We start from the raw sequence: 24,093 nt of genomic DNA on the forward strand, positions 1-24,093 counted from the left end.
CTGCGCGGCCGGGCGCGGCGGGGTGCCGGTCCGACCTGACGGGCTGGGACACGCTCATGCCGGCGGACGGCCTATTCCTCGACCCGGGTGCGCGGCACCATCGCCGGCGACCAGCCGACGTCGTACCGGGGGGCGGCGACGGCCCGGGCGAAGGCCTTGGCGACGGCGGGCGAGCTGACGATCCGCCAGTCGACCTCCTTGCGCGCCTCGAACCAGATCAGGCCGATGATGTCCCGGTGGTGGGGCAGCAGCTCGAAGGCCTCCCGGATCCACTCGGCCTTGCGCCCCTTGCGGTCGGAGGCGCCGGTCTCGGTGACGACCAGCGGCTTCTGGGTGAAGCCGCGGATCTCCCGGATCGTCGGGTTGAAGATCGCGTCGAAGGACCGGTACGTCGAGAGCGCCCCGGTGCCGTAGTAGCCGGAGAGTCCGACCCAGTCCACGTAGTCGTCGCCCGGATAGAGCGTGGCGAGTTTCGGGGTGGAGTCGTCCCACCTGACGTTCGGGCTCCACGTCCAGATGACGTTCTGCACCCCGGCGGCCTCGAACACGGCGTGGACGTGCCGCCAGGCCTTGACGTAGTCACCCGGCCGGTTGCCGTTGGCCGTCTCGCACCACGGGTACCAGTCGCCGTTCATCTCGTGGGCGAACCGGATGGCCACCGGGTACCCGAGGGCCTTGATGCCCTGCGCCCACGACCGCAGGTACGGGTCGAAGCTCCCCCGCGCGATCTGGGCCAGCCGGTACCGGGGCTGGTCCGAGCGGATCCTGTCGATCTTGCGGGCGCTGAAGCCCTTCTTGCGGGAGGTCTCGTCCAGCCGGTAGTCCCACGGTTCCCACGCCAGCATCGGCAGCATGCCCCGGTCGCGGATCCGGTCGAAGAGCACCCGGTCGAAGGCCGCCGACGCCCATCCCGCGCCGAAGAGCATCGCCTGCGGCTGACGCTTCGCGGCGGCGGCGAACGCATTCACCGGCGTGAAGTCGTACGGACCCTCGTTCGTCATGACGCCGATGAACGTCTTCCCGGCCGGCGGAAAGAGCACCGGCTCCGGGCGCGGCGGCGGTGCGGGCGTCGCCGGGGCGCTCGGTGCGGCCGTCGCCGCGGCCTCCCCCCGGGCTCCCGACGCCGTGCGCGGCGCGATCACGAAGGCGTACGTGAGCAGCAGCGCGGTGATCAGCGCCAGCATGCTCCGCGGCAGGGTCAGCCTCGCCATGGCACACTCCGTTCCGCCGGCACCCGCGTCCTCGGCGGGTGGCGGTCCTCGCTACGGGTACGCGCGGCGGCGCGGGCCGCGTCGTCGCGGTGTCGCCCACGGCGCGTCACACCGGAGACGATGGCGATCAGCGGCGGGCCCAGGCCGGTCAGGAGGGTCAGCACCGGCCAGACCCACAGCAGGGTCAGGCCGTGGTCCAGCAGGAAGCTCGCGCCGAGCACGGCGGCGGCGAAGGCCGCCCAGCTGAAGTGCAGCCGGAAGGTGCCGAGCGACTCGGTGGTGCGCAGCTTCCCCTTGGCCGTCACCACGAACGCGAGCTTGCGCCGCAGCAGCGCGCCGACCGCGGCGGCCACGTAGACGGGACCGGTGAAGAGGGCCAGCGCCATGCCGACCACACCGATCTCCTCCCGTTCGTGCGGGGCGATGTTGAAGCGGCGCAGCCAGAGCCAGAGCGCGAACCAGGTGCCGATGGTGCCGGCCCAGAGCACCGACCACACGGTCACGTCGAGCTGGGCCGTGCCGACGCCGGTGAGCAGGTACAGGGCGGTGGCGAGGTTGCCCAGCAGGAGGCCGACGGCGACGCTCGGGTAGTAGAACTGGAGCAGCCGGTACTGCCAGCGGCGCCGCGTGCCCAGCTCGCGCGGTGCGCGCAGCTCGGGGCGGACCAGGATCTCGCAGATGCCGGCCGCCCACCGCTTTTGCTGGTTGAAGTAGTCGGCCCACGAGGTGGGGCCCTCCCCGATGGCCACCACGTCCGGGGTGTAGACGCCCTTCCACCGGTTGCCGGTGTGCGGATTGACGGCGGCGTGGACCCGAATGCTGGTGAGGTGGTCCTCGATGATGGAGTCCTGGTAGCCCCCGACGCTGCGCCAGGCCGCCGGTCGGTAGAGGTGGCCGGTGCCGGTGAGCAGTGGCGCGTCCAGCCCGTTGCCGCCGCGCGCGATGAGTCCGTTGTAGAGGTACTGCTGCACCGACGCGCCGTGCGCGACCCAGTTCTGGTGCATGTTGCCGTAGACCTGCGGGGTCACCACGAAGGCGACGTCCGGGTCGCGGAAGTAGCCGAGGGTCCGTTCCAGGAAGCCGGGCAACGGCACGTGGTCCGGGTCGACGTTGGCGACCACGTCGTAGCCGTGCTCGTGCTCGGCCCGCCAGGCGTTGTGGTTTCCCGACTTCGTCCTGGCCCGGAACTCGCCGCTCGGCTGGTTGTACTCGGGTCGGCCCTTGCGGCTGAAGTGCCGCACCCCGAGCCGCGCGGCCATCTCCTTCACCGCGGGGTCGTCCCCCTCGTCGAGGATCCAGACGTCGACCTGGCCACAGTAGACAATCTGCCGCATCCGCCGCAGGGTCCGCTCGGCGACGTCGAGCGGCTCCTTGCTGGGCACGATGGTGGTGAGCAGCGCCACCCGCAGGCCGACGGGCGGATCGACGGGGACCGGATCCTTGGCATGGAACGCGAAGACCCAGATCACGACGTTCTGCGCGAGGCGGATCAACTCCACGCCGACGACCACGCAGAAGCCGAGCCGGGCCGCCGTCGTCTGCCAGCTGCCGATCCCGGTCACGCCGGGCCCCGGCACGTGCGCCGGGAGCAGCAGCCACCCGACGAACAGCAGCCCGGCCGCACTGTTGACGAGAACCAGGAGCGTCAGGATCAGCCGGGACGCGGGCGACAGGGCCGGCCGGAACTGGACCGGCGCCGCCACGTGCCCCGGCGCGATCAGCGGTCCGGCCGTCGTACCGCACGCCGCGTAGGCGCGGCGCGCCCGGACGTTGCGCTGCCGACGGTCGGGCGGCTCCGACGACCCTCCGATCGAGGTCAGGGCCGGAGCGACGGCGATGCCCTGCCCGACGACGGGAGACCGCCGGCTATCGCTGGCGATGACCACATTGCCCCCATGGATTTCTGCCCGACTCGAACTCGACCGGAGCTGATGCTATTCGGACAATTTGCTTAAAGCGGGCTAGTTACGTAAATGACCATGAGCCGCGCTCTCCTCAGCCACCGGCGGGGTGCGCCTCGCGTGCCGTCGCACCGTCGGCGGGTCGCGTCCACAAGTGAACGACCCTCGTGAGATCGCCGGTCGCCCGCTCGCGCCCCCCGGGCGTGGACCGGGCCAGCTGCGCCGGGGCGCCGAGCACCGCGATCGCCACCAGGGCGACCGCGCACCACCGGACGCGCACCCGCGCCAGCGCGACCGCGCCGAGGGTGGCCCACGCGGGCAGCGTGAAGAGCAGCACCTCCGGCACCCAGACCGGCGTCGCCTGCGCGACCAGCAGCAGACCCAGCGGCGGCACCACCGCCCAGGCGGTGTAGAGAGCGGCGGAGCGTCGCAGCGGCAGGCTGAACAGCGCCAACCCGGCCAGCACGACCCCCAGGGCGGTGACGCCGAACAGGTTCCGGGGCGTCGCGGCCAGCACGTCCAGAGTGGGCTCCGACCCCCGCGCGATCCCGCCGCCGACCACGCCACTGGGAAGCCCCAGCGCGACAGCCGCGGGGAGCGCGCCGAGGATCGCGACCGCCGACCACCGGCCGACCACCCCGCGTCGGAAGACGAACATCGACCAGCCGTGCCCGGCGAGCAACAGCAGCGCGAGACCGTGCGAAAGGCCCAGCAGCAGCACCGCGGCGCCGTAGCCGGCGAAGCGTCCGACCGTCGGCCGTTCAACCGCCCGCACGAGCAGCAGCGTGGCGAGCACGGCGGCGAACACCGTCAGCGCGTACGGCTGGATCTCCTGCGCGTACCGGGTCGACGTCGGCAGCAGCGCGAAGATCACGCCGGCCAGCAGGCCCACCCGCGGCGTGAAGAGTCGGGCCGCCAGGAGCCCGACGAGGGCCGCGGCGGCGGTGACGGCCACCGTCGACACCACCCGTATCGCCGGGCCGGACGTGCCGAGCACCTCCGCCCACCAGCGCAGCAGCGGCGAACCGGCGAGGCCCGGGGTGCCGCCGCCCGGCGGAGTGGCCACGCCGGCCCGCAGGAGGCAGAGCGCGACCGTCAACAGTGCCGGCACCAGCCAGGCGGTGACCCGCCACCGGCCGGTGTCGGTCGTCGCCTGGGTGACCATCGCGTGGTCCTCACCCCAGGGGTCCTCGACGTCAACCTCCGTCGACGCCAGCCGGGGCAGGATTATTGTGTCCGCGTCCTTCATCGTGTCTCACGCATCTCTGTCGGATCCGGCGGTGCACACCGCGGCGGGGGCGCGCCCCACGGCGACGCAAGCCGGGCGTACGCGCGGCGTGGGCAGCACGCGGCGCAGGACCGGCCGGACTCCTGGATCGGGTACGGGTGTCAACTGGAGCATAGGGAACAGAACCGGACAGATAACTCGGATACGGCATAAGCCCCAAATCAGCGATCACCCGGCGCGGTCCAGCGACGCGCGGAGCGGCCCGACGGAACATGTCAAGGGATTGAGGCCAACGGGAGTTAAGCGGCTTGTCGGTGTGGCTCGGGTTTGTTGATCCAGACCTGTTCGGGCAGGTCGAGGATCTTGGGCAGGGGCCGGGTGGTGCCGAACCATTCCGGGTGTGCCGTGCGGGCTGCGGCGAGGGTGTCCTCGCGGTTGGCGCGGACGGTGTGGTGACGGCTGTGGTGGACGTCGCCGGGAGTGTGCAGGCCGATCCCGGAGTGCCGGTGGGCGTGGTTGTACCAGGTTACGAAGTCGGTCATGAACGCCCGCGCCTGAGCGAGGGACGCGAACCGGTCCGGGAAGACCGGCGCGTATTTCAACGTCTTGAACCAGGCCTCGCTGTACGGGTTGTCGTTGGACACCTTCGGCCGGGAGTGCGAGCGGGTCACGTCGAGGTCTTCGAGTAGGTCAGCCACCGATTTCGACGTCATTGACGTGCCGCGGTCGGCGTGCACGACGTGCGGGACGCCATGGACACCGAACACCTCGCGCATCATCGACTCCGCGAGGGGGCCGGACTCGCGGGCGTGCACACGGGCGCCGACGATGTACCGGGAGTAGATGTCGATCATCGCGTAGGCGTCGAATTACGAGCCCTCCGCCGGTCCGGCCAGTTTGGTTATGTCCCAGGTGTAGACCTGCCGCGGCGCGTCAGCGACCAGCTCGGGACGCCGGCGGGCCGGGTGCCGGGCCAGCCGGCGACGCTCGCGAACCTGCGCGTGCTCGCGCAGGACCCGATACATGGTGGCGATCGAGGCGACGTACACGTCCTGCTCCAGCAGCGCCGCGTAGATCTGGGCCGGGGCCGCGTCGACGAACTCCGCACTGTTCAACAGCCGCAGGACCTGCTCGCGTTCGGCCGGGGTGAGCGCGTTCGCCGGCACTCGCCGCACCGGCGGGGCCGGTGTCGGCCGCCGCCGGTCGCGCTCAGCGCTGGACCGGGCGATCCCGGTCAGCCGCTTCGCGTCCCGCGTCGTGATCCTCGCGCTGGTCAGCGCATCGTCATCGACCTGGCCTCCCGCCGCGTCGTTGGCTGGGCCGTCGCCGATCACCTACGCATCGACCTCGTCGACGACGCCCTGACCGACGCCCTCGTGCGGCGCCGGCCGGCACCGGGGCGGGTGTTTCATTCCGACCGCGGCGGTCAGTACGTCAGCGCCCAGCACGCCCGTCTCGCCAAGCGACACAAGGTCCGCCTATCGGTCGGCCGGCGCGGACAGTGCTGGGACAACGCGGTCGCTGAATCGTTCTTCTCCACGATCAAGACCGAACTGCTGCACCGACAGCCTTGGCCCACCCGCACCGCCGCCCGCCGGGCGATCTTCGAATACATCGAGGGCTGGTACAACACCCGCCGTCGACATTCCAGCCTCGGCTACCTCAGCCCCGCCGCTTACGAACCACTGCAACTGCTACCTCGCCGATCAGCAAGGTAGCGTGAGATCAACACATCGACTCTGTCCGTCGAAACGGGTCAAGCCCAACCTACTTCCGTCGGGTGTCGTGCGCCTGCCGGGCCAACTCGCCCCGGCGGGCGCGAGTAAGCACGACAGGCAGTGCCGTCCACTTCGCTGGTGACCTCGCCCGTTGTCGGCTCGGCGAGGCCGCTATCCGACAGACACTGTGCGCACGCGTCGCGACGTCCTACAACAGACTTATGCCAGACAGTCAGACCGTCGATGCCTTCAAGTTCGTCGCTGTACGTCCGCCGCAACTGGTCGGGCAACGTGAGGCGGCCCTCGGCCTGATCACCGATCAGCGCAGAGCCCCCGGCGGCGGGTCGCTCGCCGGCAACGATGATGGCGAGTCCACGCGGCACCCGGACCCGCGGCTGGCCGCGCTGGCCGAAGCGGCCCGCGCGCTGGCCGACCACTTCGGCGCGCAGCCCGGCGGCGACCCGCTGGGCGACGCGGACGCGGACGCGGAGCTGCGTGACGTGCGCGCCTTGGCCGACCGCGATGCCGCCGAGCTGGCCGGGACGGCTTGGGACGCGCTGTACCGGGCGTATCGTCAGGGCCCGGCGGCCGGACCCGACCTGGAGACGCCGACGGCCGCGCTGCGGGCACTGCACTTCGCCGCACTGTGGCGCGCCGACGCGGCAACCACCGCCGCCGACGCGGTGACCGCGCTGGGCGCCACCCCGGTTGTGCCCGCGGAGCTCGCGGTCGTCGAGGCGCCCGAGACCACACGCTGGCGCGGCTCCGCCTCGGTGGCAGGGCACGCCGAGGTGTCCGACGAGCCGGTCCGCGCGCTTCTGCGGGAGGTCGCGGCGACCCGCACACTGCTGGACGCCGTACGGGCGAACGCCGCGCCGATCCGCGAGCGGGTGCTGTCGGAGGAGCCAACCCAGCACGGCGACGTGTTCCGCAACCGGATCACGCTGGGACGCGTGGCGAGCATGGCCCGGATATTCGATGGCAACCTGCCCGAGGAAGCGCGGAGCGTCGCGGCCCGTCTACGGATCGGGGAGGCCACCGCGGTTCCGACGGCGACCGCGACCGCTCAAACGCACCTGACCACGCTGCTGCGGAGGGTGGACGCTCTGCGTGACGACCCGGCGCTGCGGCGCGAGTTCCGGGCGCTGTCGGGCACGCTCGATCTGCACGACGTGGGCACCATCGCGCCGGGCCTGGACCTCTCGCCGATCTTCGATGCCGACCCCGACCCGGGCACCAGCCCCGACGTGGATGTCAGCGGCCGGATCCGGCCACTGGGCGTCGGCGACCTGAAGGTGGTCAAGCAGACCCTGCTCGGGTACGCCCCGGGAGAAGTTGCACACATAGAGAACGTGCTCAAGGGCGAGCACCGCGAGCGGGTGCACCGCATGCTGGACCGGGTCGAGACCACTTACTTCGAGTCGTCGGAGGAGGTGAACGAGACCGAGCGTGACCAGCAGTCCACCGACCGGTTCGAGCTGAAGAAGGAGGCGGACCGGACCGTCAAGGAGGACATGAGCGTGCAGGCCGGAGTGACGGTGACCGCCGCCTTCGGGCCGGTCGTCACCACCGCGCACGGCGACTTCGCCTACGCGACATCCAAGCAGGAGTCGACCAGAAGCAGCTCGAACTTCGCCCGCGATGTGGTCGACCGCTCCGTCACAAAGATTCAGAAGAAGGTGAAGACCGAGCGCACCACCAAGACCTTCCACGAGGTCGAGGAGACCAATACCCACGGCGTCGACAACGCCCAGGGCGCCGCGCACATCACCGGCGTCTACCGCTGGGTGGACAAGCGCTACCGGGCACAGGTCTACAACTACGGCCGGCGGCTGATGCTGGAGTTCATCGTGCCGCAGCCGGCGGCCTATTGGCTCGCCTCGCAGCTGCGGCCGAAGACCGTGGTGGGCGCCGAGCCGCCGATACCGCTCGTCAACGCTAAGAACCAGCCGCTGACCGCCGCCGACCTCGACGAGTCGAACTACCAGACGTTCGCCAGCCGCTACAACGCCCAGGGAATCACCACGCCGCCGCTGGAATGGACGTACGCGGCGACGTCGTTCGAGCAGAGTGGCGTCGACAACGGCAAGACCGTATCGAAGATGCTCAAGGACCTGGTCGTGCCGGACGGCTACACCATGATCTACTACATCGCCAACGTGTCGCTGATCTACGTGGTCGGCGGGCCACGGTTCTCGATCCAAATCGGTGACGACGCCGCCGAACTCATCGCCAGCACCGCGGTCAAGCAGGGCGGAGTGCACACCCTGGGGTGGGCGCAGTCCTCGGAGACCTTCGACAACCCGACAGGGCCCATGGCGGTCAGCTGCATCGGGTACGACATCAACGCGTACTCAGTCAACGTCGGCATCAACTGCTACCGGAACGACGCGCACCTGCAGGACTGGCAGAACAAAACCTTCGAGAAGATCAGCACAGCCTACCTGGCCATGAAGACGGCGTACGACCAGAAGGTGGCCCAGGCCGGCGCGCCGGAGGGGGCCGTGGTGATCCAGGGCCGCAACCCGGCCACCAATCGGGAGATCGAGCGCACCGAGCTAAAGAAGCTGTGTGTCACCATGATGACCGGCAGTCACCTCAGCGACTACAACGCGATGACGGACCCGGCGGACGCCCCGGCGAAGCTGCCCGAGGTCGACGTGTACGAGGCGATGGCAGAGGGCCCGGTCATCCAGTTCTTCGAACAGGCCTTCGACTGGCCGCAGATGACCTACCTCTTCTATCCGTACTTCTGGGGCCGCAAGACTAAGTGGACCGAGGCCAGCAACCGCTCCGACATCGACCCGTTGTTCGCCCAGTTCAAGCAGGCAGGCGCGGCCAGGGTGGTGGTCCCGGTGTCGCCCGCATACAACCTGGCGGTCGCGTACTTCCTGGCTCGCAGGAGCCCTCGGCTGGCCGACCGGGTCTGGCTCGGCGGCGAGCCGCCCACCATCGACGACCCGCTGTACAAGTCGGTCGCCGACGAGGTGCGGGCGCAGACCGACGACCTGGCCGGCGCGTTGCCCGAGGGCAGCCCGTGGGAGTTCACCGTGCCGACCACGCTGGTGTGGTTGCAGGAAGGCCCCGAACTCCCCGTCTACCCAGCCTGACTCGATGGCCATCGACCTGGGCCCCTACCGGCGAATGCTGACCTCGGCTCGTGTCGAGTTCGAGGCCGGCATGACCGGCGGCAGGGCGAGCGCCTTCGAGCTGGCCGTGCTGCGCGGCGGGGTCGCCATCATGGCCGAGGATCTCGCTCGGCGGCCTGACTCCCTTGCCGCATACGAGCATCGCAAGGAGGGCGGTCTCTCCGGCCCGGAGCTGTGGAAGGTCACCGCGCGGCGGCAAGCGGCAGCCCCGCTGCGCCGCCGTGAGCTGACCCCGGAGGCCTTCACCGCCAAGAACAACGAATACCTGGCGCTGATGCGGATGCTGCGCGAACGCGCCACCATGCCCACGCACCTGGTCGTCGATCGCACCCGCAAGCGCGTACTGCTGGTACAGGAACACGACCGGGCGTCGGCGGTGCCAGGATCTCCGGTGCCTCCCACGCCTTCTGTTCCCGACGCCCTCGACGCCATTGCGGCGGCCCTGGCCGCGTGGGTGATGGCGCACCAGGGCGACGACGACTTTCTCACCCTGCCCGCGGCCGAGGGCATGAGCCGGATGCTGGCACAGCGCCAGGACCTGCTGGTCACGCTGCGGATAGCCCAGCAGCAGCCCACCGACACCAATTCCTTCCCGCTGCCCGTCGAACACCGTCCGGCGGTGCTGGAGGTCGTCGAGTTCGGCATCGCCTTCATCCCGGTCGTCGGCACCGCGGTTGCGATCTTCGAGGCGGCCTTCGGGTACGACATCTTCGGCTACGAGCTGACCGAGGTCGACCGGTGCATCATCGCCGCGGGCGTGCTGCTGCCGTTCGCCTCCCGGTTCGTCAAGGGCGGTCGGGCGCTCTACACCGCAGCGCGGATGGAACGGCTGTACGGGCTCGGCGCCGCACGGTGGAGCCTCGCCCTGGCTGCGGGTGAGAAGGTCAGCGAGGACGTCACTGGGCGCCTCGCCATCTCCGAGGCCCGGACCCTGATCGCGGCGGGAAAGAAGGTCGATTCGGCGCTGGCGGCGAGGGCCGTCACCGCGCTGGAGAGGATGGGCGTCAAGCGGGGCAGCCCGCGGGGCATGTCCATCGCCACGTACGTCGCCGACTCGCTGAAGAAGCTCGTCAGCGGCACGGCAGTGCTCAGCGAGCTGGACCATCTGGCGCTGATGCGGGTCGTTGAGAAGGGCCCGAACATTAACCTGATGAAGGGGCAGCTGCTGGAGGAGTTCCTGGAGGCGCGGATCGCGGCGTGGCTGCGTGATCCCGCCGGGGCGCGTGCCCTGGGCATCCACATCCCCGCGCCCCAGACGCTGGAGTTCATCCCGGGCCACATGATCCGCGACGCGTCGGGACGCCAGCTCACCGACGGCATCCTGGCCCACCGGCGGAACGGTGAGCTGATCATCGTCGCCATCTTCGAGGCCAAGGCAGGCAGGCACGCCGCCCGGGAGTTGAAGATCGCCTCCGGCGGCATCAGTTCCCTGTCCCAGGCTGAGCGCGCCGAGCTGCGCGCGTACGCCCGTGACGTGCTGCGCGCCCGCAACAACCGGGCCCGGCTGCGCGGCGAGAAGTTCCCCACCAGGGCCGACGAGGTCGACGCGGCCCTGGACAGGATCGAGCGTGAGGTCGTGCTGAGCGAGGAGGGCGGGCAGGTCCGCCGCGACATCGAGCGGCTGGCGGCCAATGAGGACGGTACCGCGACAGTGGTCCAGGTCGGTGAGGAGTTCCTGCCGGTGCGGGTCTCCCCGAAGGACACAAAGGTCCTCGGTGTACTTCCCAGGGATGTGCCGGTGGGGAACATGCAGGAGCAGCTCACGGGACTGGGCTACAACTTCGAGGTGCTCGGAATGAATGTGACGCAGAAGGAGCTGGTCGACCTGTCCAACAGCCTGCGCATCCACGTGCCGCCGGAGCACCTGCTGGGCCCGGCTCCCCTGCTCCCCCGCGGCGTGCCCGGCCAGGCCGTCCCGGTGCCCGCCACCGGCCAGCCGAAGTAGCAGCCCCACCGAAAAGGCCCCATCCGGCAGCCAACCAGTCCTGTCGGCGTACTGGTCCAGGTGCACAAGCAGGTACGGCTGGAGCGTACAGAGGTCGACGCTCCAGAAGGGGCGACGACGTCTGTCGAGCACCTTCCCATGTCGCATGACGGACCGCCCTGCCGACTACAATCCGTCACCGCCGGGGTGGTCGCGCTCGCGCCGGATCGCGGCATGTGCGTGCACCGGTCCTATGCTGCGGGCGTCTCCGTCCACACACAGCGCGGGTGCTCGTCCATCGGCAGCCATAGCGCCGGCTGCGCGTCATAGGTACCGTGCTCGCGCTCTGGGCCCCTGGGTACCGGCCGGACGTGTCAGGCCACAGGAGTTGGACCACCGGGAACGGTGGGCGCTGATAGTGTCGATGGCGGCGCCGAACAAGCGCTCGTACCAACTGCTGTGCACCGGGGCCAGGCGGAGCTCGTACTCTTCGTTGACCTTTCCGGCTCCGCCGAAGAGGTCACCACGACGAAAGCGTCCTCGCTGAAGCGCAGCGTCGCAATGTCGCCGTGCCGATGCCCACCTCGTCCTCGAACCTCACGCGCGCCGGCCCGGAGCGGGCATCCGGGCCCACCCTGGTGGCACAAATCTTCAGAACCGGTCCCGGGTGCCAAGGAGGGCGTTGTGTGCGGTACGGCGCCAAGGCGCGAGTTCAGCGTCGAGCTCGGTCCAGCGGGTGTCATCGACACAGAGGGCTCCGTCGACGTCAGGCAAAGCCTCAATCAGCCGCATCCGCTGGTCTTCGCCCGGGTGGCTACTCCACAAGTCGGTGGTTCGCCGGCTGAGCTGACGGGCCAGCGGCAGGTGGACGGACAGTCGCTGCCGGGCTTCACTTGCCATCGCCTCCAATTGCTCGCCGTCAATGCGCGGCGCCAGATGCCACAAGTCCTGCCAGATCCGGCCGGCGAGCAGGACCGTCTCGGAGGATCGGAGGAAGGGCGCGCTGCCGGCGACCCGGCGGGCGACCAGATCGGCCCTGTACTCGGCGCGGCGGCTGTCGGGCATCGCCACGCTGTCGACGAGCAGCTGCGCGGTCGCGCCGGCGACGTTGGCCAGAGCGACGATTCCATGGACGATCATCCCGAGGAGAACAACCGCGCCGCCACCCTGCTCGGCCAGCGAGTCCGTAGCGCGAACGGCCCGCCGCCAGGGGTTCCGCCCACCGGTGGCCGTCACCGCGCGGGTGCCAAACGTCCTCGCCAGCACCGTCCTGCGTACCCGAAGCGGATCGCCGTGGGCGAGATGACCCAGTTCGTGGGCCAGAAGCGAAGCTCGAGCCGGCCGCGGCAGCATCACCCACAAGGGAATCCCGATGACGAGCACCGACCGCTGGCGCCAGCCCAGCCGGGCGACACCGGCGTTGAGGCTCAAATCGGCACAGATCACATCGGGAACCGGCGTCCCGGCCACCTCGGCGACCTCCCGCACCAGACGATGCAACTGCGGGGCTTCACGCTCGGTGATCACGCCATACTTGGGCACCCGCCCGAACGACGGCTTCACCAGCAGCAAAACGAGCACAGCGGGTATCGCCAGAGCCAGCCGCACCCCCAGCGGCAGCTCGCTGGCCACGACGAGCCAGACGAGGTAGCCCACCGCGGCCACCCCCAGCAGGGCCAGCACCACGGAGACCGCCAACAGCCAGACCTCACCCGACGACGTGCCAGCCGGGCGTGCCTCCGGGTCGGCCAGCAGGTCCTCATGCGTCGCCCGGTCGAGCTCCAGCCCTCGCCGGAACCCCCACCGGCCGATCATCTTAGTGCCGCGCCACGGAGCCAGCGCGGGGTCGTACACGTCCAGGTTCCACCGGCAGACAGGGCACCAGGAGAGCGCCTCCGCGTCCAGGAGGACTAGGTCGTGGGCACAAGCCTGACACTTGCCCGGCGTCGTCGTCTTCGTCGGCACGAGGGTGGAGTGTAGATCGCAGTGACAAGAGTGCGTGCTCCGGCAATGGCGCCTTTACTAAAGCCCGCGCGACCCGTATCCGCCTCGTCGCCGTGGCCGTGGCCGTCGGGCCTGCGCCACCGCCCGCCGCCAGCGCCGCCGCGACCGCACCCGCCCGGCCGACGCGGCCAGCGCCCGCCACGGCCCGAACTCGACGATCCACAGAATCAATGACGCGCTAACGCCGGCACCCACACCGGCCGCGAACATCCGGTTCTCGATGTCGGCCGCCTTGTTGTCATCGACGTACGTCACGCTGGGTGCCAGCGTCGCCGCAGAGTCCTGGTCCATCGTCCAGGACAGGGCCAGCGGCTTCTCCCTCGGCGGGCTGGCGTACTCCTCCCGGACGTCCTCTGGCGGTGCCCCGAGGATCTCGATCCGGTACGCGAGTTCGGGCCGCTCGACCGGACCGCCGTTCGCCTTGAGCACGTTGCCGAAGTCGTCGAGCGTCAGAACAGTCGGAGGCCCGTCGAAGCGCACCTCGGGCGTGAGCAGCTGCGGCGTCCGGACGAACGTACGCTCGCCGCGCTGGAAGTAGACCGGCAAGTCCGTGTCACCGAAGAGACGAGTCGCGTAGCGGTGACCCTTGCCCGTGGCCACGACCTTCGTCATCGGCTCGGAGGTCAAGGTCTGAAAGCCGTTGAAGCCAGTCAGCACATCGGCAAGCCGACCGTCCCAGACGATCGCACTCTCCGGCGAGACCTCGACGGTGACGCTCCGGTCGGCGAGCTCCCGCGCCGAGTCGACGACGACGGTCAGAGCGTAGGAGACGTCAGTGAAAAAACTATTGTCGAGTGACGGCATGACGAACAACGTCACCGCGACCTTGGACACGCCCTCCGGGGCGATGACCCGGATGTAGCTCTGTTTCGCTGGCCTGGAACCAGGGCGTGCCGTGTCGTACACGTGCCAGCTGCCGTACCCCGTGACCACGGCAAGGGCTACGACGATCAGGAACGGGATCAGGCCGGCGGGACGGAATGGCTTCGGGCGCCTGCGCGATCGGGTCACGGCTGCCCATCGTGGCAGACGCGGCCGAGCCGGTATACGCCTGGAGGTAGACCCCACGACCCGCCGCACTGGCCTAGCCGCCAAGGTGGACATTGGCAACGTCGCTCCCGAGGAGCGGCAAGATCCGGAACATGCGCGGAATGATCATGCAGAACGGTGGCAAGCCCTCGGACGTATGCCCTGTTAGGACGAGGGTGTGTGCAGCGAGAGCTAACCGTTCCCCGACAGCAGTCCTTCCACGAACTGCCCGGCGGTTCGACGGGGCTCGGCCCGCACGAACCGGTCAGCGACACGCGTCACCGCCTCGTCCAGGGTGACCCGCCATCCGGCGGGGTCTACGCTGTGGCACGCGGCCACCGCACGATCTTCGGTTGTCCTCACAAACCATCGATGATCAACGCGGTGGCCGTCTTCATGCCCGCGCCACGCCCAACGCCGAAACCAAGTGACGTTGGAGTGTTAGGCCCGAACCACCCGACCGTCGCCATCGCTCTAGGGAACCTTGCGCATGCATTTCAGGGTCTGGGCAAGTCGGCGGAGGCACTGCCGCTGCAGGAGCGTGCCCTTGCGATCAGCGAGGCTGCCTTCGGCCCAGACCATCCCCAAGTCGCCACCGGTCTGAACAACCTGGCGGGAACCCCGCGTACGAGGTGCGGGAACACCTGTCTTTCCGACCGGTGCGGGTGCCGGTCGTCGCGGTGGCAGGTCGCGCCGACATCACGATCGCCGCGCTGTCGCTCGACGAGTGGCGCCACGACACCAGCCGGTACCACGAGCACTGGCTGGACGCGGGCCACCTGTTGGCGGAGAGGGGGACAGCATGGGCGTGGGGCCGACGGAGATCAAGGCGGTGGTCCTGGAGGTGGTGGGTGAGGTGCTCCAGCAGCAACCGACAACTTCCCGGACCTGGGCGGATACTCCTTCCTCGCGGTCCAGGTCGCACAGGCCGTGGAGCAGCGCGTCGCCAAATCCCTCGGACCTGTTGCGGACTCCTCCGCTCCCGACGCCCTACGCCGAGGGTGACCCGACCCGTACCGGCCGGCGGACCCGGGCCGGCGGGGCGGGCAGAGCCCTGCGGTCGACCTTGCCGTTGGCGGTCGCGGGCAACTCGGGCAGCACCACGTGGCGCAGCGGCACCATGTGGTCGGGAAGCTGCTCGGCCAGGAACGCCCGCAGCGCCGCCTCGCTCACGTCGCCCGCGTCGGCGTGCCGCTCGGTCACCACGTACGCCACCAGGGTCGGGGCCGCACCCAGGTCGTCGCGGAGCAGCACCACGCTGTTCGCGACGAGCGGGTGATTGTTCAGCACCGACTCGATCTCGCCGAGTTCCACCCGCTGCCCACGGATCTTCACCTGCGTGTCGATGCGCCCGCCGTAGTTCAGGTACCCCTGCGGTGACCACCAGGCCAGGTCGCCGGTGCGGTACACCCGCTGGGGACGCCCGGCGACGTGCACGGTGCCGAACCGCTCGGCGGTCAGGTCGGGCCGTCCGGCGTACCCCCGGGCCAGGCAGTCGCCGCCGACCACCAGTTCCCCGGGTACGCCCAGCGGGGCCAGCGCACCGTCGTCGTCCAGCACGTATGCCGTGACGTTGGTGATCGGCCTGCCAATCGGGACGGTGGGGTCCGGTTCGGGTCGGCGGCACGGCCAGGCGGTGACGTCGATGGCGGCCTCGGTGGGGCCGTACAGGTTGTCCACCCGCACCGTCGGCAGGGTGGCGGTGAGCTTGTTGACGAGCTTCGGCGGCAGGGCCTCCCCGCTACAGATCACCCGGCGCAGGGCTGCGCACGCGGCGACCCCGGGCTCCTCGACGAACAGGGCGAGCATCGACGGCACGAAGTGCACTGTGGTCACCGCCTCGCGCGCGATGACGGCGGCCATCTCCTGCGGGTCGCGGTGCGCCTGGGCCTCGGCCGTGACCAGCGTCGCGCCGGCCAGGAAGGCCCAGAGCAGCTCCCACACCGACACGTCGAAGGTGTACGGCGTCTTCTGCAGCACCACGTCGCCGGGCCCGATGCGGTACTCCTCCTGCATCCACGCCAGCCGGTTGGCCAGCGACAGATGGGTCATCTGCACACCCTTCGGCGCCCCGGTCGACCCGGAGGTGAAGATGACGTACGACAGCCCGTCCACCACCTCCTCCGGCGCGCGGTAGCCACGCCAGTCGACGGGCAAGGCGGGCAGGTCGGCGCCGGCCAGTGGTCGCACCGGAACGGCCGGGGTTCCGCCGGTGCCGAGCGCGGCCCGTCCCTCCTCGTCGGCGAGCGCCAGCGCGGCGTCGGCGGTGGTGAGCATCAGGTCCAGCCGGGCCCTCGGGTGGGACGGGTCCAGTGGCAGGTACGCCGCTCCGGCCAGCAGGACACCGAGCACCGCGACGACCATCTCCGGGCTCCGCTCGGTGCACAGGGCGACGACCGAGCCGGGGCCCACGCCCTCGGCGCGCAGTCGCCCGGCCAGCGCCGCTGCCTCGTCGAGCAGGTCCCGGTAGCTGCGGTCGTGTCCCCCGCCGCGCAGCGCGACGGCGTCCGGGGTGCGCTCCGCCTGCCGGCAGATCGCCTCGTGCACGGGTGTCCGGGGGGCCGGGGTCGGCGCGGGGTTGAAGCCGAGCAGCGTGGCCCGCTCCCGAGGACCGACGAGCACCGCCTCGCGCACCGGGCGGTCGGGATGGGCGGTGAGCCATCCGCTCAGGGTGTCCAGTCGTTCCTGGAGGTGGGTCGGATGACAGTGGTCGCCGGCGAGCCAGACCGGCACCGGGCCCACCGTTCCCGCCGCCCCGCCCGGTGGGCCGGGTGTCACCAGCACCACGTCCACCGGGGACAGCTCGGGTGACGGTGTCCGCGTCTGCGCGCGTACCTCTGTCAGTGTGGTGTCCGGGTGCACGCGCAGCGTGTGGTCGCCGTGCGGGCCGCGCACCGTTACCGACGTCGCGCCGGAGAGGCGGTGGGCGAGCACGGCCGCCACCGCTGCCGCGTGTGCCAGGTCGGTGTGGTCGGTCATGCCGTCACCAGCTCGGCCAGGACGCGCGGCGTGGGTCGCGCGGACAGTTTCTCCATCGGGATGCGGACGGCGAAGCGGCGCTGCACCTGGTTGACCATGCGGATGAACAGCAGGGACTCACCGCCGACGGTGAAGAAGTCGGTGTCCGGCCCGATGTCGGGCGAGCCGAGCAACCGGCCCCACAGCTCCACGATCTCGCCCACCACCGTGCTCTCCCCGGTAGCCGCGGGAGGCGGCGACGGTTCGGCGGTGTCCGGGGGCGGTGGCGGTGTCGCCTCCAGCCAGTGCCGGGTACGGGCGAACGGGTACGTCGGCAGCGCCACCCGCCGCGCCGGGGTGTCGCCGCGCACCGCCGCCCAGTCCACCGTCACCCCGGCCGTCCACAGTCCACCGAGCCCGGCGAGGACGTCGGCGGCGTCGGCCCGCGGCGTCGGTCGCGGCTGTATGGCGAACCCGGGCACCCCCCGTCCCTGCGGCGTCTGCCGTGCCATGCTGGTCAGCGCGGTGCCGGGACCGACCTCGACGAGCACGGGGTCGGGTAGCTCCAGCGCGGTCAGCAGGGCGTCGTGGTAGCGCACCGGGCTGCGCAACTGTGCCGCCCAGTAGCCCTCGGCACGCGCCTGGCCGGTGTCGAGCAGCGTGCCGTCGACGCTGCTGACGACCGGGAGGGTGCGGGGTCGATGGGGCACCCGGTCGGCCTCGACGCCGAGCAGCCGGGCCGCGTCGGCCATCATCCGGGTGTGGAAGGCGCGCTGCGCGGGCAGCGCCCGACAGGGCACCCCAGCCGCGTCCAGGCGTTCGCGGAACGCGGCGAGCGGGGCCGGCGGCCCTGCCACGACGGTAACGTCCGGCGCGTTGCGCGCGGCGATGTCGAGGTCGTCCAGGCCCGCGAGGTGTTCCTCCACGGTGCGCGGCCCGGCCAGCACGACCAGCAGGTGACCCTCCGGGGCGTCCTGCATGAGCCGGCCCCGGGTGGCGACCAGGCGCAGCATGTCGTCGTCGGCCAGCTCACCGGCGAGCGCGGCGGCTGGGAACTCACCAACCGAGTGGCCGATCATCGCCGCCGGACGGACGCCCCACGACAGCAGCAGCCGGCCGAGCGCCACCCCGTACAGGGCCAGGGCCGGCTGGGTGACGTCCGTGCGGTGCACGACACCGTGCGGGTCGTCGTCGACGAGGACGTCCCGCAGGTCCAGCCCGAGGACCGGGGCCAGCAGCTCCGCCCCGTGGTCGAGGGCGGCCCGCACCGACGGGTAGTGGTCGTAGAGGCCCCGCGCCATGGCGGGAAACTCGGCGCCCTGCCCGGGGAACAGGAAGACCACCCGAGGTCGGCGGGCCGCCGCGCGCACCCGCGCCCGGCGCAGCCCGGCGAGCGCCGCCGGGACGTCCCGCGCGGCCACCGCCAACCGGTGCGGGAAGTGCCGGCGGTACGTCTGCGCCGTCAGCGCGACGTCCCGCAGGGACAGGTCGGGGCGCTGCCGCACGTACTCGTGCACCTGCTCGGCGGCCTCGCGGACCGCCTCCGGGGTCCGCGCGGACAGCACGATCAGCTCGGCGGGACCGTCGGCCCCCGGCGGGTCCGACGGGACCGGACCGTCGGCCTCCTCGAGCACCACGTGGGCGTTGGTACCACCCAGGCCGAAGGCGCTGACCGCCGCCCGGCGCGGGCCGTCGGCGGCCTCCCAGGCTCGGGCGACAGTGTCCACCATGAACGGCGTCGAGCCGTCCAGCAGCTCGGGCCGGGCCTGCTTCAGGCCGGCGAGCGGCGGGATCTGCCGGAAGTGCAGGGCCAGCGCTGCCTTGATCAGACCGGCGACACCGGCGGCGGCGTCGAGGTGCCCGACGTTGGCCTTGACCGAGCCGATCGAGCACTGTCGCTCGCCGCGACGGAACACCTCGGTCAGCGCGGCCAGCTCGATGGCGTCGCCGACCTCGGTGGCGGTGCCGTGCGCCTCGAGGTAGCCCACGGTCGCCGGGTCGACGGCGGCGGAGGCGTACGCGCGGGTCAGCACGTCGACCTGCCCGGCGATGCCCGGCGCGGTGTAGCCGACCTTCATCCCACCGTCGTTGTTCACCGCCGACCCCTTGATCACCGCGTACACGGTGTCACCGTCCCGGCGGGCGTCCGCGACGCGTTTGAGCACCACCAGGGCGACCCCGTTGCCGGGCACGGTGCCGTCGGCAGCGGCGTCGAAGGGCCGGCACGTGCCGTCCGGCGACATGATGCCCTTCGTCTCGTAGAGGTACCCGGCCTGCTGCGGCACGGCCACGCAGGCGCCACCGGCGAGCGCCACGTCCGAGTCGCCGCCGCGCAGGCTCTGGCAGGCCAGGTGCACCGCCACCAGCGACGTCGAGCAGGCGGTCTGCACGGTGATGGCGGGCCCGCCCAGGTCCAGCCGGTACGCGATCTTCGCGGCCAGGTGGTCCTTCTCGTTGCCCAGCACGACCGACAGCAGCCCCTGCGACTCGACGACGTCGGGCTGGGCGAATACGTGGTGCAGCGCGTAGTAGTTGAACCCGGCCCCGGCGAAGACGCCGACCCGACCGAACGGCCGCTCGGTGGCGAGCCCCGCCGACTCCAGCGCGGCCCACGCCGTCTGCATCAGCAGCCGGTGCTGCGGGTCCATGGTCTCCGCCTCCCTCGGAGTGATGCCGAAGAAGGCCGCGTCGAACAGGTCCGGGTCGGCCAGGACGCCGCGCGCCGGCACGTACGCCGGGTCGTCGAGCCGGTCGGCGGGCACCCCGGCGGCCAGCAGCTCGCCCCGGGTCAGCGCACTGACAGTGCTCTTCCCGGCGACCAGGTTCGACCAGTACTCCCAGACGTCGGCGGCGCCGGGGAACCGACCGGCCAGGCCGACGATCGCGATGTCGTCGTTCATGAGGGTGCGCCTGCTCTCTCGGTCTGCGCGTGCAGATGCTGGGCCAGCGTCTGGACGGTCGGGAAGCGGTAGAGGTCGGTGAGCGGGATGGTCTGGCCGGCCAGCCGCTCCTGGAGCAGCCGGCGCACGATCGCCAGGCGCAGCGACTCACCGCCGACGTCGAAGAACGCCTCGTCGACGTCGAAGTCGTCGGTGCCCAGCGCCTCCACCCAGGCGCCCGTCACCAGCTCCTCGAACTCGGCCAGCGACGCCGAGCGCTGGGCGGGAACCCGGGCCGGCGCGGCCGAGGTCTCCGGCGGCGCTGTCGGTTGGGCCAGCGCGCCCAACGCCCGCAGATCGACCTTGCCGTTGCGGTCCAGCGGGAACTCGGTCACCGTCACCCACTGCTGCGGCCGGGCGTACGGGGCCAGGTCGGGCTCCACCGCGCGGCGCACGGCGGCCACGTCGAGGCCGTCCGGGTCGGGCTTGAGCGCCGCGCAGAGGCGTACGCCGGTCGCCGGGTCACCGGTGGGGAAGACCACGGCGTCGCGGACGCCCGGCTGCGCCCGCAACCGGCGCTCGACGTCGACCGGCTCCACCCGGTGTCCGGCGATCTTCACCTGGCGGTCGTTGCGGCCCAGGAAGCGCAGTTGGCCGTCGGTGCCCCAGCGCACCAGGTCCCCGGTGCGGTAACGGCGTACCCCGTCGCGGCGCACGAAGGAGGCGTCCGTCCTGGTCGGGTCGCCCAGGTACCCGTCGGCCAGACCGGTGCCGCCGGCCAGCAGTTCGCCGACGGCCCCCGGTGGGACGAGGCGACCCGACGCGTCGACGACGGACAGGTCGGTGCCGTGCACCGGAGCACCGATCGGCAGCGGGTCGGGCGTCGAGTCGGCGTGCTCGACGGAGTACGTGGTGGTGAAGGTGGTGTTCTCGGTGGGGCCGTACCCGTTGGTCAGGCGCAGGCCCCGGCAGGCCCGCAACACCTGGCGCACGTGCGGCGGTGACACCACTCCCCCGCCGGTGAACAGCTGCCGCAACCCGGCGAACGCGTCCGGACGGTGGTCGGCGACCAGGTGGAACACGCCCGAGGTGAGCCAGGCGTGGGTGACCCCGGCGGTGCTCAGGACGTCGGCCAGCCCGCGTGGCGTCGGGTCCTCCGGCGGGAAGACCACCACCGTGTCGCCGGTGGCCAGGGGCACCAGCAGCTCCAGGGTGGACGCGTCGAACGCCAGCGGGGACAGCCGCAGCATCCGCATACCCGGCCGCTCGGCGAACATCCCCGGGTCGTCGGCCAGTCGCAGCACCGCCCGGTGCGGCACGACGACGCCCTTGGGCACGCCCGTCGAACCGGACGTGAAGGAGACGTACGCGGTGCGCGCCGGGTTGCTCGGCGCCGCCTCGACCGGGTCTGCCCCGACGGGCGTCCGCGGATCGACGAGCGGGCAGTCGACGACTCCCGGCCAGGGCTCGCCCACACCGAGGCGGGCCCGCGCCGCGACGGTTGCCGCCAGATGGGTACGCCACTCGGCGGTGGCGTGCTGGTCCACGGCCACGTAGTGCGCGCCGAGTCGCAGCACGCCCAGCACCGCTACCGCCTCGGCGGCCGAGCGGGGCACCTCCAGGAGAACCGCGTCGCCGGCACGCACCCCGTGGTCGTGCAGGAGACGGGACTGCTCGACCGCGGCGTCGTGCAGGTCCCGGTAGGTGAGCGTCAGCCTGGTGTGCGCGTCGACGAGCGCGGACCGCTCGCCCGCCGACTCCGCGTACGCCGCGAACCGGTGCCACACGTCGTCGGCGGTGTCGTACGTCCCGCCCGCGCCCAGCTCGCGCAACCGGGCGCGCTGACCCGCCGAGAGCGTGGTGACGTCCCGCACCGTCGCGTCCGGGTCGGCGGCCAGCTCCCGCACCGCCGCCTGGAACGACTCGACCAGTTCCCCGGCGTCGGCGGCGGTCAGCAGGGCTGTCGCGTACTCCAGCGCGAACCGGGGACGATCCGACCACGACTGGAGGTAGAGCAGGGCGTCGAACACCGATCCGGCGCAGTGGCCCTCGTGCACCCGCCAGGTACGGTCGCCCACCACCAGCTCGTCGGGCACCAGCTCGTGGTGCGCGGCGAAGCCGAGCTGGGCCAGCGGGTTCCGTCCCGGGTCGGTGCCGGCGCCCAGCGCGGAGACGACAGTCTCGAACGGCACGTCCGCGTCGGCGACCGCCGCGGCCAGGGCGTCGGCGATCCCGCGAACGAACTCCCGGACGGTGCTGTCGTCGGTCGCCGCGCAGCGGACCGGGACGACCCGGGTGCAGAGGCCCACCAGGCGGTCCATGCCCGCCTCGAACCGGCCCGCCGCCGGCACCCCGAGCACCAGGTCGTCCAGACCGGCGCGGCGGGACACTGTCAACGCCCAGGCCGCCAGGGCCACCGACGTGACGGTCACCCCGCACTCCCGGGCCAACCCGGTCGTCGCCTCCGCCGCCGTCTCGTCCAGGTGGAAGCGCAGCCGGGCGCCCCGCCCGTCGGCCTCGGCGACCGGCGGCAGGTCGGTGGGGAGCGTCACCGTCCACGGTGCCCCGTCCAGCCGCGCGGTGACCCGGGTCAGAGCGGCCTCCAGCGCGCCGGACGACTCCTGCGCGGCGAGCCGGGTGCCGACCCAGTCCGGCGACGGGGCCGCCTCGGCCGGGCCGTCCCCGGCGTAGAACTCGGCGAACTCCCGCGCGAACAATCCGACGCTCCAGCCGTCGCTGACCGTGTGGTGCACCAGCATGGTGAGCAGGTCGCGCCGGCCGGTTCGGGTCAGCACGAACACCACCGGCGGCTGCGCGAAGGGGCGCAGCAGACGCGCGGCGGCCGGGCCGTACAGGTCGTGCACGGCGCGTACCGCGTCGTCGTCGGGCAGCGACTGGTGCAGTAGGCGCGGCTCGTAGGGCGCGGGCAGCACGATCCGGGCCTGGCGGGGGTCGCGGACGAAGCGTGTCCGCAGCGCCTCGTGCCGGGTGGTCAGCTCGCGCAGCGCCCACCGGACCCGGGCCGGGTCGAGGGGCCCGTCCGCCTCCACGGTGAACATCAGGTGGTACGGCGCGTCCTGGTCCAGCAGGTGCGCGGCCAGCATGGACCGCTGACCCGGCAGCAACTCCCGCTCGGTGGGTTGCCGCGCGACGACGGGTGGCGCGGTGTCGACGAAGTCCACGGCGCCGGCGAGGGCCTGGGCCAGCGGCAGCGCCGACAGCAGGCGGGCGCTGTCCACGTCCGCCCGCAGCTCGCGCTGGCCCAGCGAGACCAGGGCGATGGCCTGGAGCGAGGTGCCGCCCAGGGCGACGAAGGACTCGGTGGCGGCCGCCGCGCTCACCTGTTCGGGGGTGCCGCCGAGCACCCGCGCGGCGAGCGGCGCCCAGGCGGCGAGGTCGGGGGCGACCATCAGGCGGTCTCCGCCGCCGGACGCTCCAGCGGCACCTCGCTCGCGACCTTGCGCAGGTCGGCGAGGCGGGGGTTTTCCAGCACGTGGCCGAACATGACCGCGAGGTTGAGTTCCTGGCGGATCAGGGTGCTCAGGCGCAGCGCGCTGAGCGAGTGGCCGCCGAGGTCGAAGAAGTCGTCGTCGTCGTCGACGGTGTCGACGCCGAGCACCTCCATCCACAGCTCTTCGAACTCGGGCACCCAGGTCCGGTCTTGTACGTCGCGCATCAGTGTCGCCTCTCTGTGGTCGGGTCGGCTCCGGGTGCGTCCAGGTAGTGCCGGGTGGCCGCGAAGGGGTAGGTGGGGGCGGGCAGCCGGCGGCGGCCGGTGTCGTGCACGGGGTCCCAGGCGTCGGTGAGACCCAGCTGCCACAGCGCGCCGACGGTCGTCAGCAGGCGGGCATGCCGGTTGGCGGGAAGCGGCGGCTGATCGGCGTCCAGGTGCGGGGTGACGGTGGTGCCGACCTCGATCCAGAGCACCGGGTCGGGCACGTCGGGGGGCGGCGTCGACGTCGGGGGGCGGAGGGCCGCGGCCCGCCAGAAGGCGCTTGGATGCCGGGACACAACTTTCCCCAGGCCATCGGGAGTCTCGACTCGCTGACCTGGAGACGGATAATTGCTACTGCCAGCGTATAGGGGATGCTC

At 71.6% G+C, this 24,093-nt stretch carries 15 protein-coding genes and 2 pseudogenes; 4 read left to right on the forward strand and 13 right to left on the reverse strand.

Translation table 11 applies throughout. The features are described from left to right. Positions 1 to 71 precede the first annotated feature (71 nt). The 4 genes and pseudogenes from ABZU52_RS25005 to ABZU52_RS25020 all read right to left on the reverse strand — a co-directional run. Positions 72 to 1,211, reverse strand: a complete 1,140-nt coding sequence (locus ABZU52_RS25005; protein WP_354973408.1) for a glycosyl hydrolase — start codon at positions 1,209 to 1,211, stop codon at positions 72 to 74. Further along, positions 1,199 to 3,097 (reverse strand): glycosyltransferase family 2 protein, encoded by a 1,899-nt coding sequence (locus ABZU52_RS25010; RefSeq protein ID WP_354973409.1) that lies wholly within the window; start codon positions 3,095 to 3,097, stop codon positions 1,199 to 1,201. The genes ABZU52_RS25005 and ABZU52_RS25010 overlap by 13 nt, the downstream gene beginning before the upstream one ends. A 109-nt stretch (positions 3,098 to 3,206) precedes the next feature. Beyond that, positions 3,207 to 4,361 carry a glycosyltransferase family 39 protein gene (locus tag ABZU52_RS25015; RefSeq protein ID WP_354973410.1) on the reverse strand — a complete coding sequence of 385 codons (1,155 nt, stop codon included), beginning with the start codon at positions 4,359 to 4,361 and terminating at the stop codon, positions 3,207 to 3,209. Between the two features lie 278 nt (positions 4,362 to 4,639). Next, positions 4,640 to 5,503, reverse strand: a pseudogene (locus tag ABZU52_RS25020) (DDE-type integrase/transposase/recombinase); the annotation flags it as partial. 177 nt (positions 5,504 to 5,680) lie between these two features. Between ABZU52_RS25020 and ABZU52_RS25025 the strand changes: the two are divergent. The 3 genes from ABZU52_RS25025 to ABZU52_RS25035 all read left to right on the forward strand — a co-directional run bounded on the left by ABZU52_RS25025 (position 5,681) and on the right by ABZU52_RS25035 (position 11,152). Continuing rightward, positions 5,681 to 6,058 (forward strand): integrase core domain-containing protein, encoded by a 378-nt coding sequence (locus ABZU52_RS25025; RefSeq protein ID WP_354973420.1) that lies wholly within the window; start codon positions 5,681 to 5,683, stop codon positions 6,056 to 6,058. Positions 6,059 to 6,279: 221 nt separating this feature from the next. Next, positions 6,280 to 9,168 carry a hypothetical protein gene (locus ABZU52_RS25030; protein ID WP_354973411.1) on the forward strand — a complete coding sequence of 963 codons (2,889 nt, stop codon included), beginning with the start codon at positions 6,280 to 6,282 and terminating at the stop codon, positions 9,166 to 9,168. A gap of 4 nt (positions 9,169 to 9,172) precedes the next feature. Next, positions 9,173 to 11,152, forward strand: a complete 1,980-nt coding sequence (locus ABZU52_RS25035) for a pre-toxin TG domain-containing protein (protein ID WP_354973412.1) — start codon at positions 9,173 to 9,175, stop codon at positions 11,150 to 11,152. Positions 11,153 to 11,327: 175 nt separating this feature from the next. On the opposite strand, the gene ABZU52_RS25040 is transcribed toward ABZU52_RS25035, so the two are convergent. From ABZU52_RS25040 to ABZU52_RS25050, 3 genes are all read right to left on the reverse strand, one after another. Beyond that, positions 11,328 to 11,585 carry a DUF4262 domain-containing protein gene (locus ABZU52_RS25040; RefSeq protein ID WP_354973413.1) on the reverse strand — a complete coding sequence of 86 codons (258 nt, stop codon included), beginning with the start codon at positions 11,583 to 11,585 and terminating at the stop codon, positions 11,328 to 11,330. Positions 11,586 to 11,782: 197 nt separating this feature from the next. Further along, a complete protein-coding gene (locus ABZU52_RS25045; RefSeq protein ID WP_354973414.1) occupies positions 11,783 to 13,096 on the reverse strand; it encodes a M48 family metallopeptidase in 1,314 nt (437 codons plus the stop codon). Between the two features lie 57 nt (positions 13,097 to 13,153). Continuing rightward, entirely contained in the window at positions 13,154 to 14,146 is a 993-nt protein-coding gene (locus ABZU52_RS25050) for a hypothetical protein (protein ID WP_354973415.1), read from the reverse strand. Between the two features lie 414 nt (positions 14,147 to 14,560). Here ABZU52_RS25050 and ABZU52_RS25055 point away from each other — a divergent pair, with 414 nt between their 5' ends. Further along, a complete protein-coding gene (locus ABZU52_RS25055; protein WP_354973421.1) occupies positions 14,561 to 15,019 on the forward strand; it encodes a tetratricopeptide repeat protein in 459 nt (152 codons plus the stop codon). A gap of 135 nt (positions 15,020 to 15,154) precedes the next feature. On the opposite strand, the gene ABZU52_RS25060 is transcribed toward ABZU52_RS25055, so the two are convergent. The 6 genes and pseudogenes from ABZU52_RS25060 to ABZU52_RS25085 all read right to left on the reverse strand — a co-directional run. Continuing rightward, a complete protein-coding gene (locus ABZU52_RS25060; RefSeq protein WP_354973416.1) occupies positions 15,155 to 17,143 on the reverse strand; it encodes an amino acid adenylation domain-containing protein in 1,989 nt (662 codons plus the stop codon). After that, the gene (locus ABZU52_RS25065) at positions 17,140 to 20,022 is read right to left on the reverse strand and encodes a beta-ketoacyl synthase N-terminal-like domain-containing protein (RefSeq protein WP_354973417.1); all 2,883 of its coding nucleotides are present in this window, start codon (positions 20,020 to 20,022) and stop codon (positions 17,140 to 17,142) included. The genes ABZU52_RS25060 and ABZU52_RS25065 overlap by 4 nt, the downstream gene beginning before the upstream one ends. Beyond that, positions 20,019 to 23,411 carry an amino acid adenylation domain-containing protein gene (locus ABZU52_RS25070; RefSeq protein ID WP_354973418.1) on the reverse strand — a complete coding sequence of 1,131 codons (3,393 nt, stop codon included), beginning with the start codon at positions 23,409 to 23,411 and terminating at the stop codon, positions 20,019 to 20,021. Before ABZU52_RS25070 ends, ABZU52_RS25065 begins: the two co-directional genes overlap by 4 nt. After that, positions 23,411 to 23,677: a phosphopantetheine-binding protein gene (locus ABZU52_RS25075; protein WP_354973419.1), complete on the reverse strand. Its 267-nt coding sequence runs from the start codon at positions 23,675 to 23,677 to the stop codon at positions 23,411 to 23,413. The genes ABZU52_RS25070 and ABZU52_RS25075 overlap by 1 nt, the downstream gene beginning before the upstream one ends. Next, positions 23,677 to 24,012: a hypothetical protein gene (locus tag ABZU52_RS25080; protein WP_354973422.1), complete on the reverse strand. Its 336-nt coding sequence runs from the start codon at positions 24,010 to 24,012 to the stop codon at positions 23,677 to 23,679. The genes ABZU52_RS25075 and ABZU52_RS25080 overlap by 1 nt, the downstream gene beginning before the upstream one ends. Next, positions 24,001 to 24,093: pseudogene (locus tag ABZU52_RS25085) on the reverse strand (regulatory iron-sulfur-containing complex subunit RicT); the annotation flags it as partial. The pseudogene ABZU52_RS25085 and the gene ABZU52_RS25080, both read right to left, overlap by 12 nt.

Source organism: Micromonospora sp. NPDC005220, from assembly GCF_040607895.1.
Classification (GTDB): domain Bacteria; phylum Actinomycetota; class Actinomycetes; order Mycobacteriales; family Micromonosporaceae; genus Micromonospora.

Bases quoted from the DNA above. Each gene is read 5' to 3' on its own strand.
- ABZU52_RS25075 (WP_354973419.1), bottom strand. From the start codon at position 23,677: ATGCGCGACGTACAAGACCGGACCTGGGTGCCCGAGTTCGAAGAGCTG.
- ABZU52_RS25015 (WP_354973410.1), bottom strand. From the start codon at position 4,361: ATGAAGGACGCGGACACAATAATCCTGCCCCGGCTGGCGTCGACGGAG.
- ABZU52_RS25060 (WP_354973416.1), bottom strand. From the start codon at position 17,143: ATGACCGACCACACCGACCTGGCACACGCGGCAGCGGTGGCGGCCGTG.
- ABZU52_RS25055 (WP_354973421.1), top strand. From the start codon at position 14,561: ATGCCCGCGCCACGCCCAACGCCGAAACCAAGTGACGTTGGAGTGTTA.
- ABZU52_RS25070 (WP_354973418.1), bottom strand. From the start codon at position 23,411: ATGGTCGCCCCCGACCTCGCCGCCTGGGCGCCGCTCGCCGCGCGGGTG.
- ABZU52_RS25035 (WP_354973412.1), top strand. From the start codon at position 9,173: ATGGCCATCGACCTGGGCCCCTACCGGCGAATGCTGACCTCGGCTCGT.
- ABZU52_RS25030 (WP_354973411.1), top strand. From the start codon at position 6,280: ATGCCAGACAGTCAGACCGTCGATGCCTTCAAGTTCGTCGCTGTACGT.
- ABZU52_RS25065 (WP_354973417.1), bottom strand. From the start codon at position 20,022: ATGAACGACGACATCGCGATCGTCGGCCTGGCCGGTCGGTTCCCCGGC.
- ABZU52_RS25005 (WP_354973408.1), bottom strand. From the start codon at position 1,211: ATGGCGAGGCTGACCCTGCCGCGGAGCATGCTGGCGCTGATCACCGCG.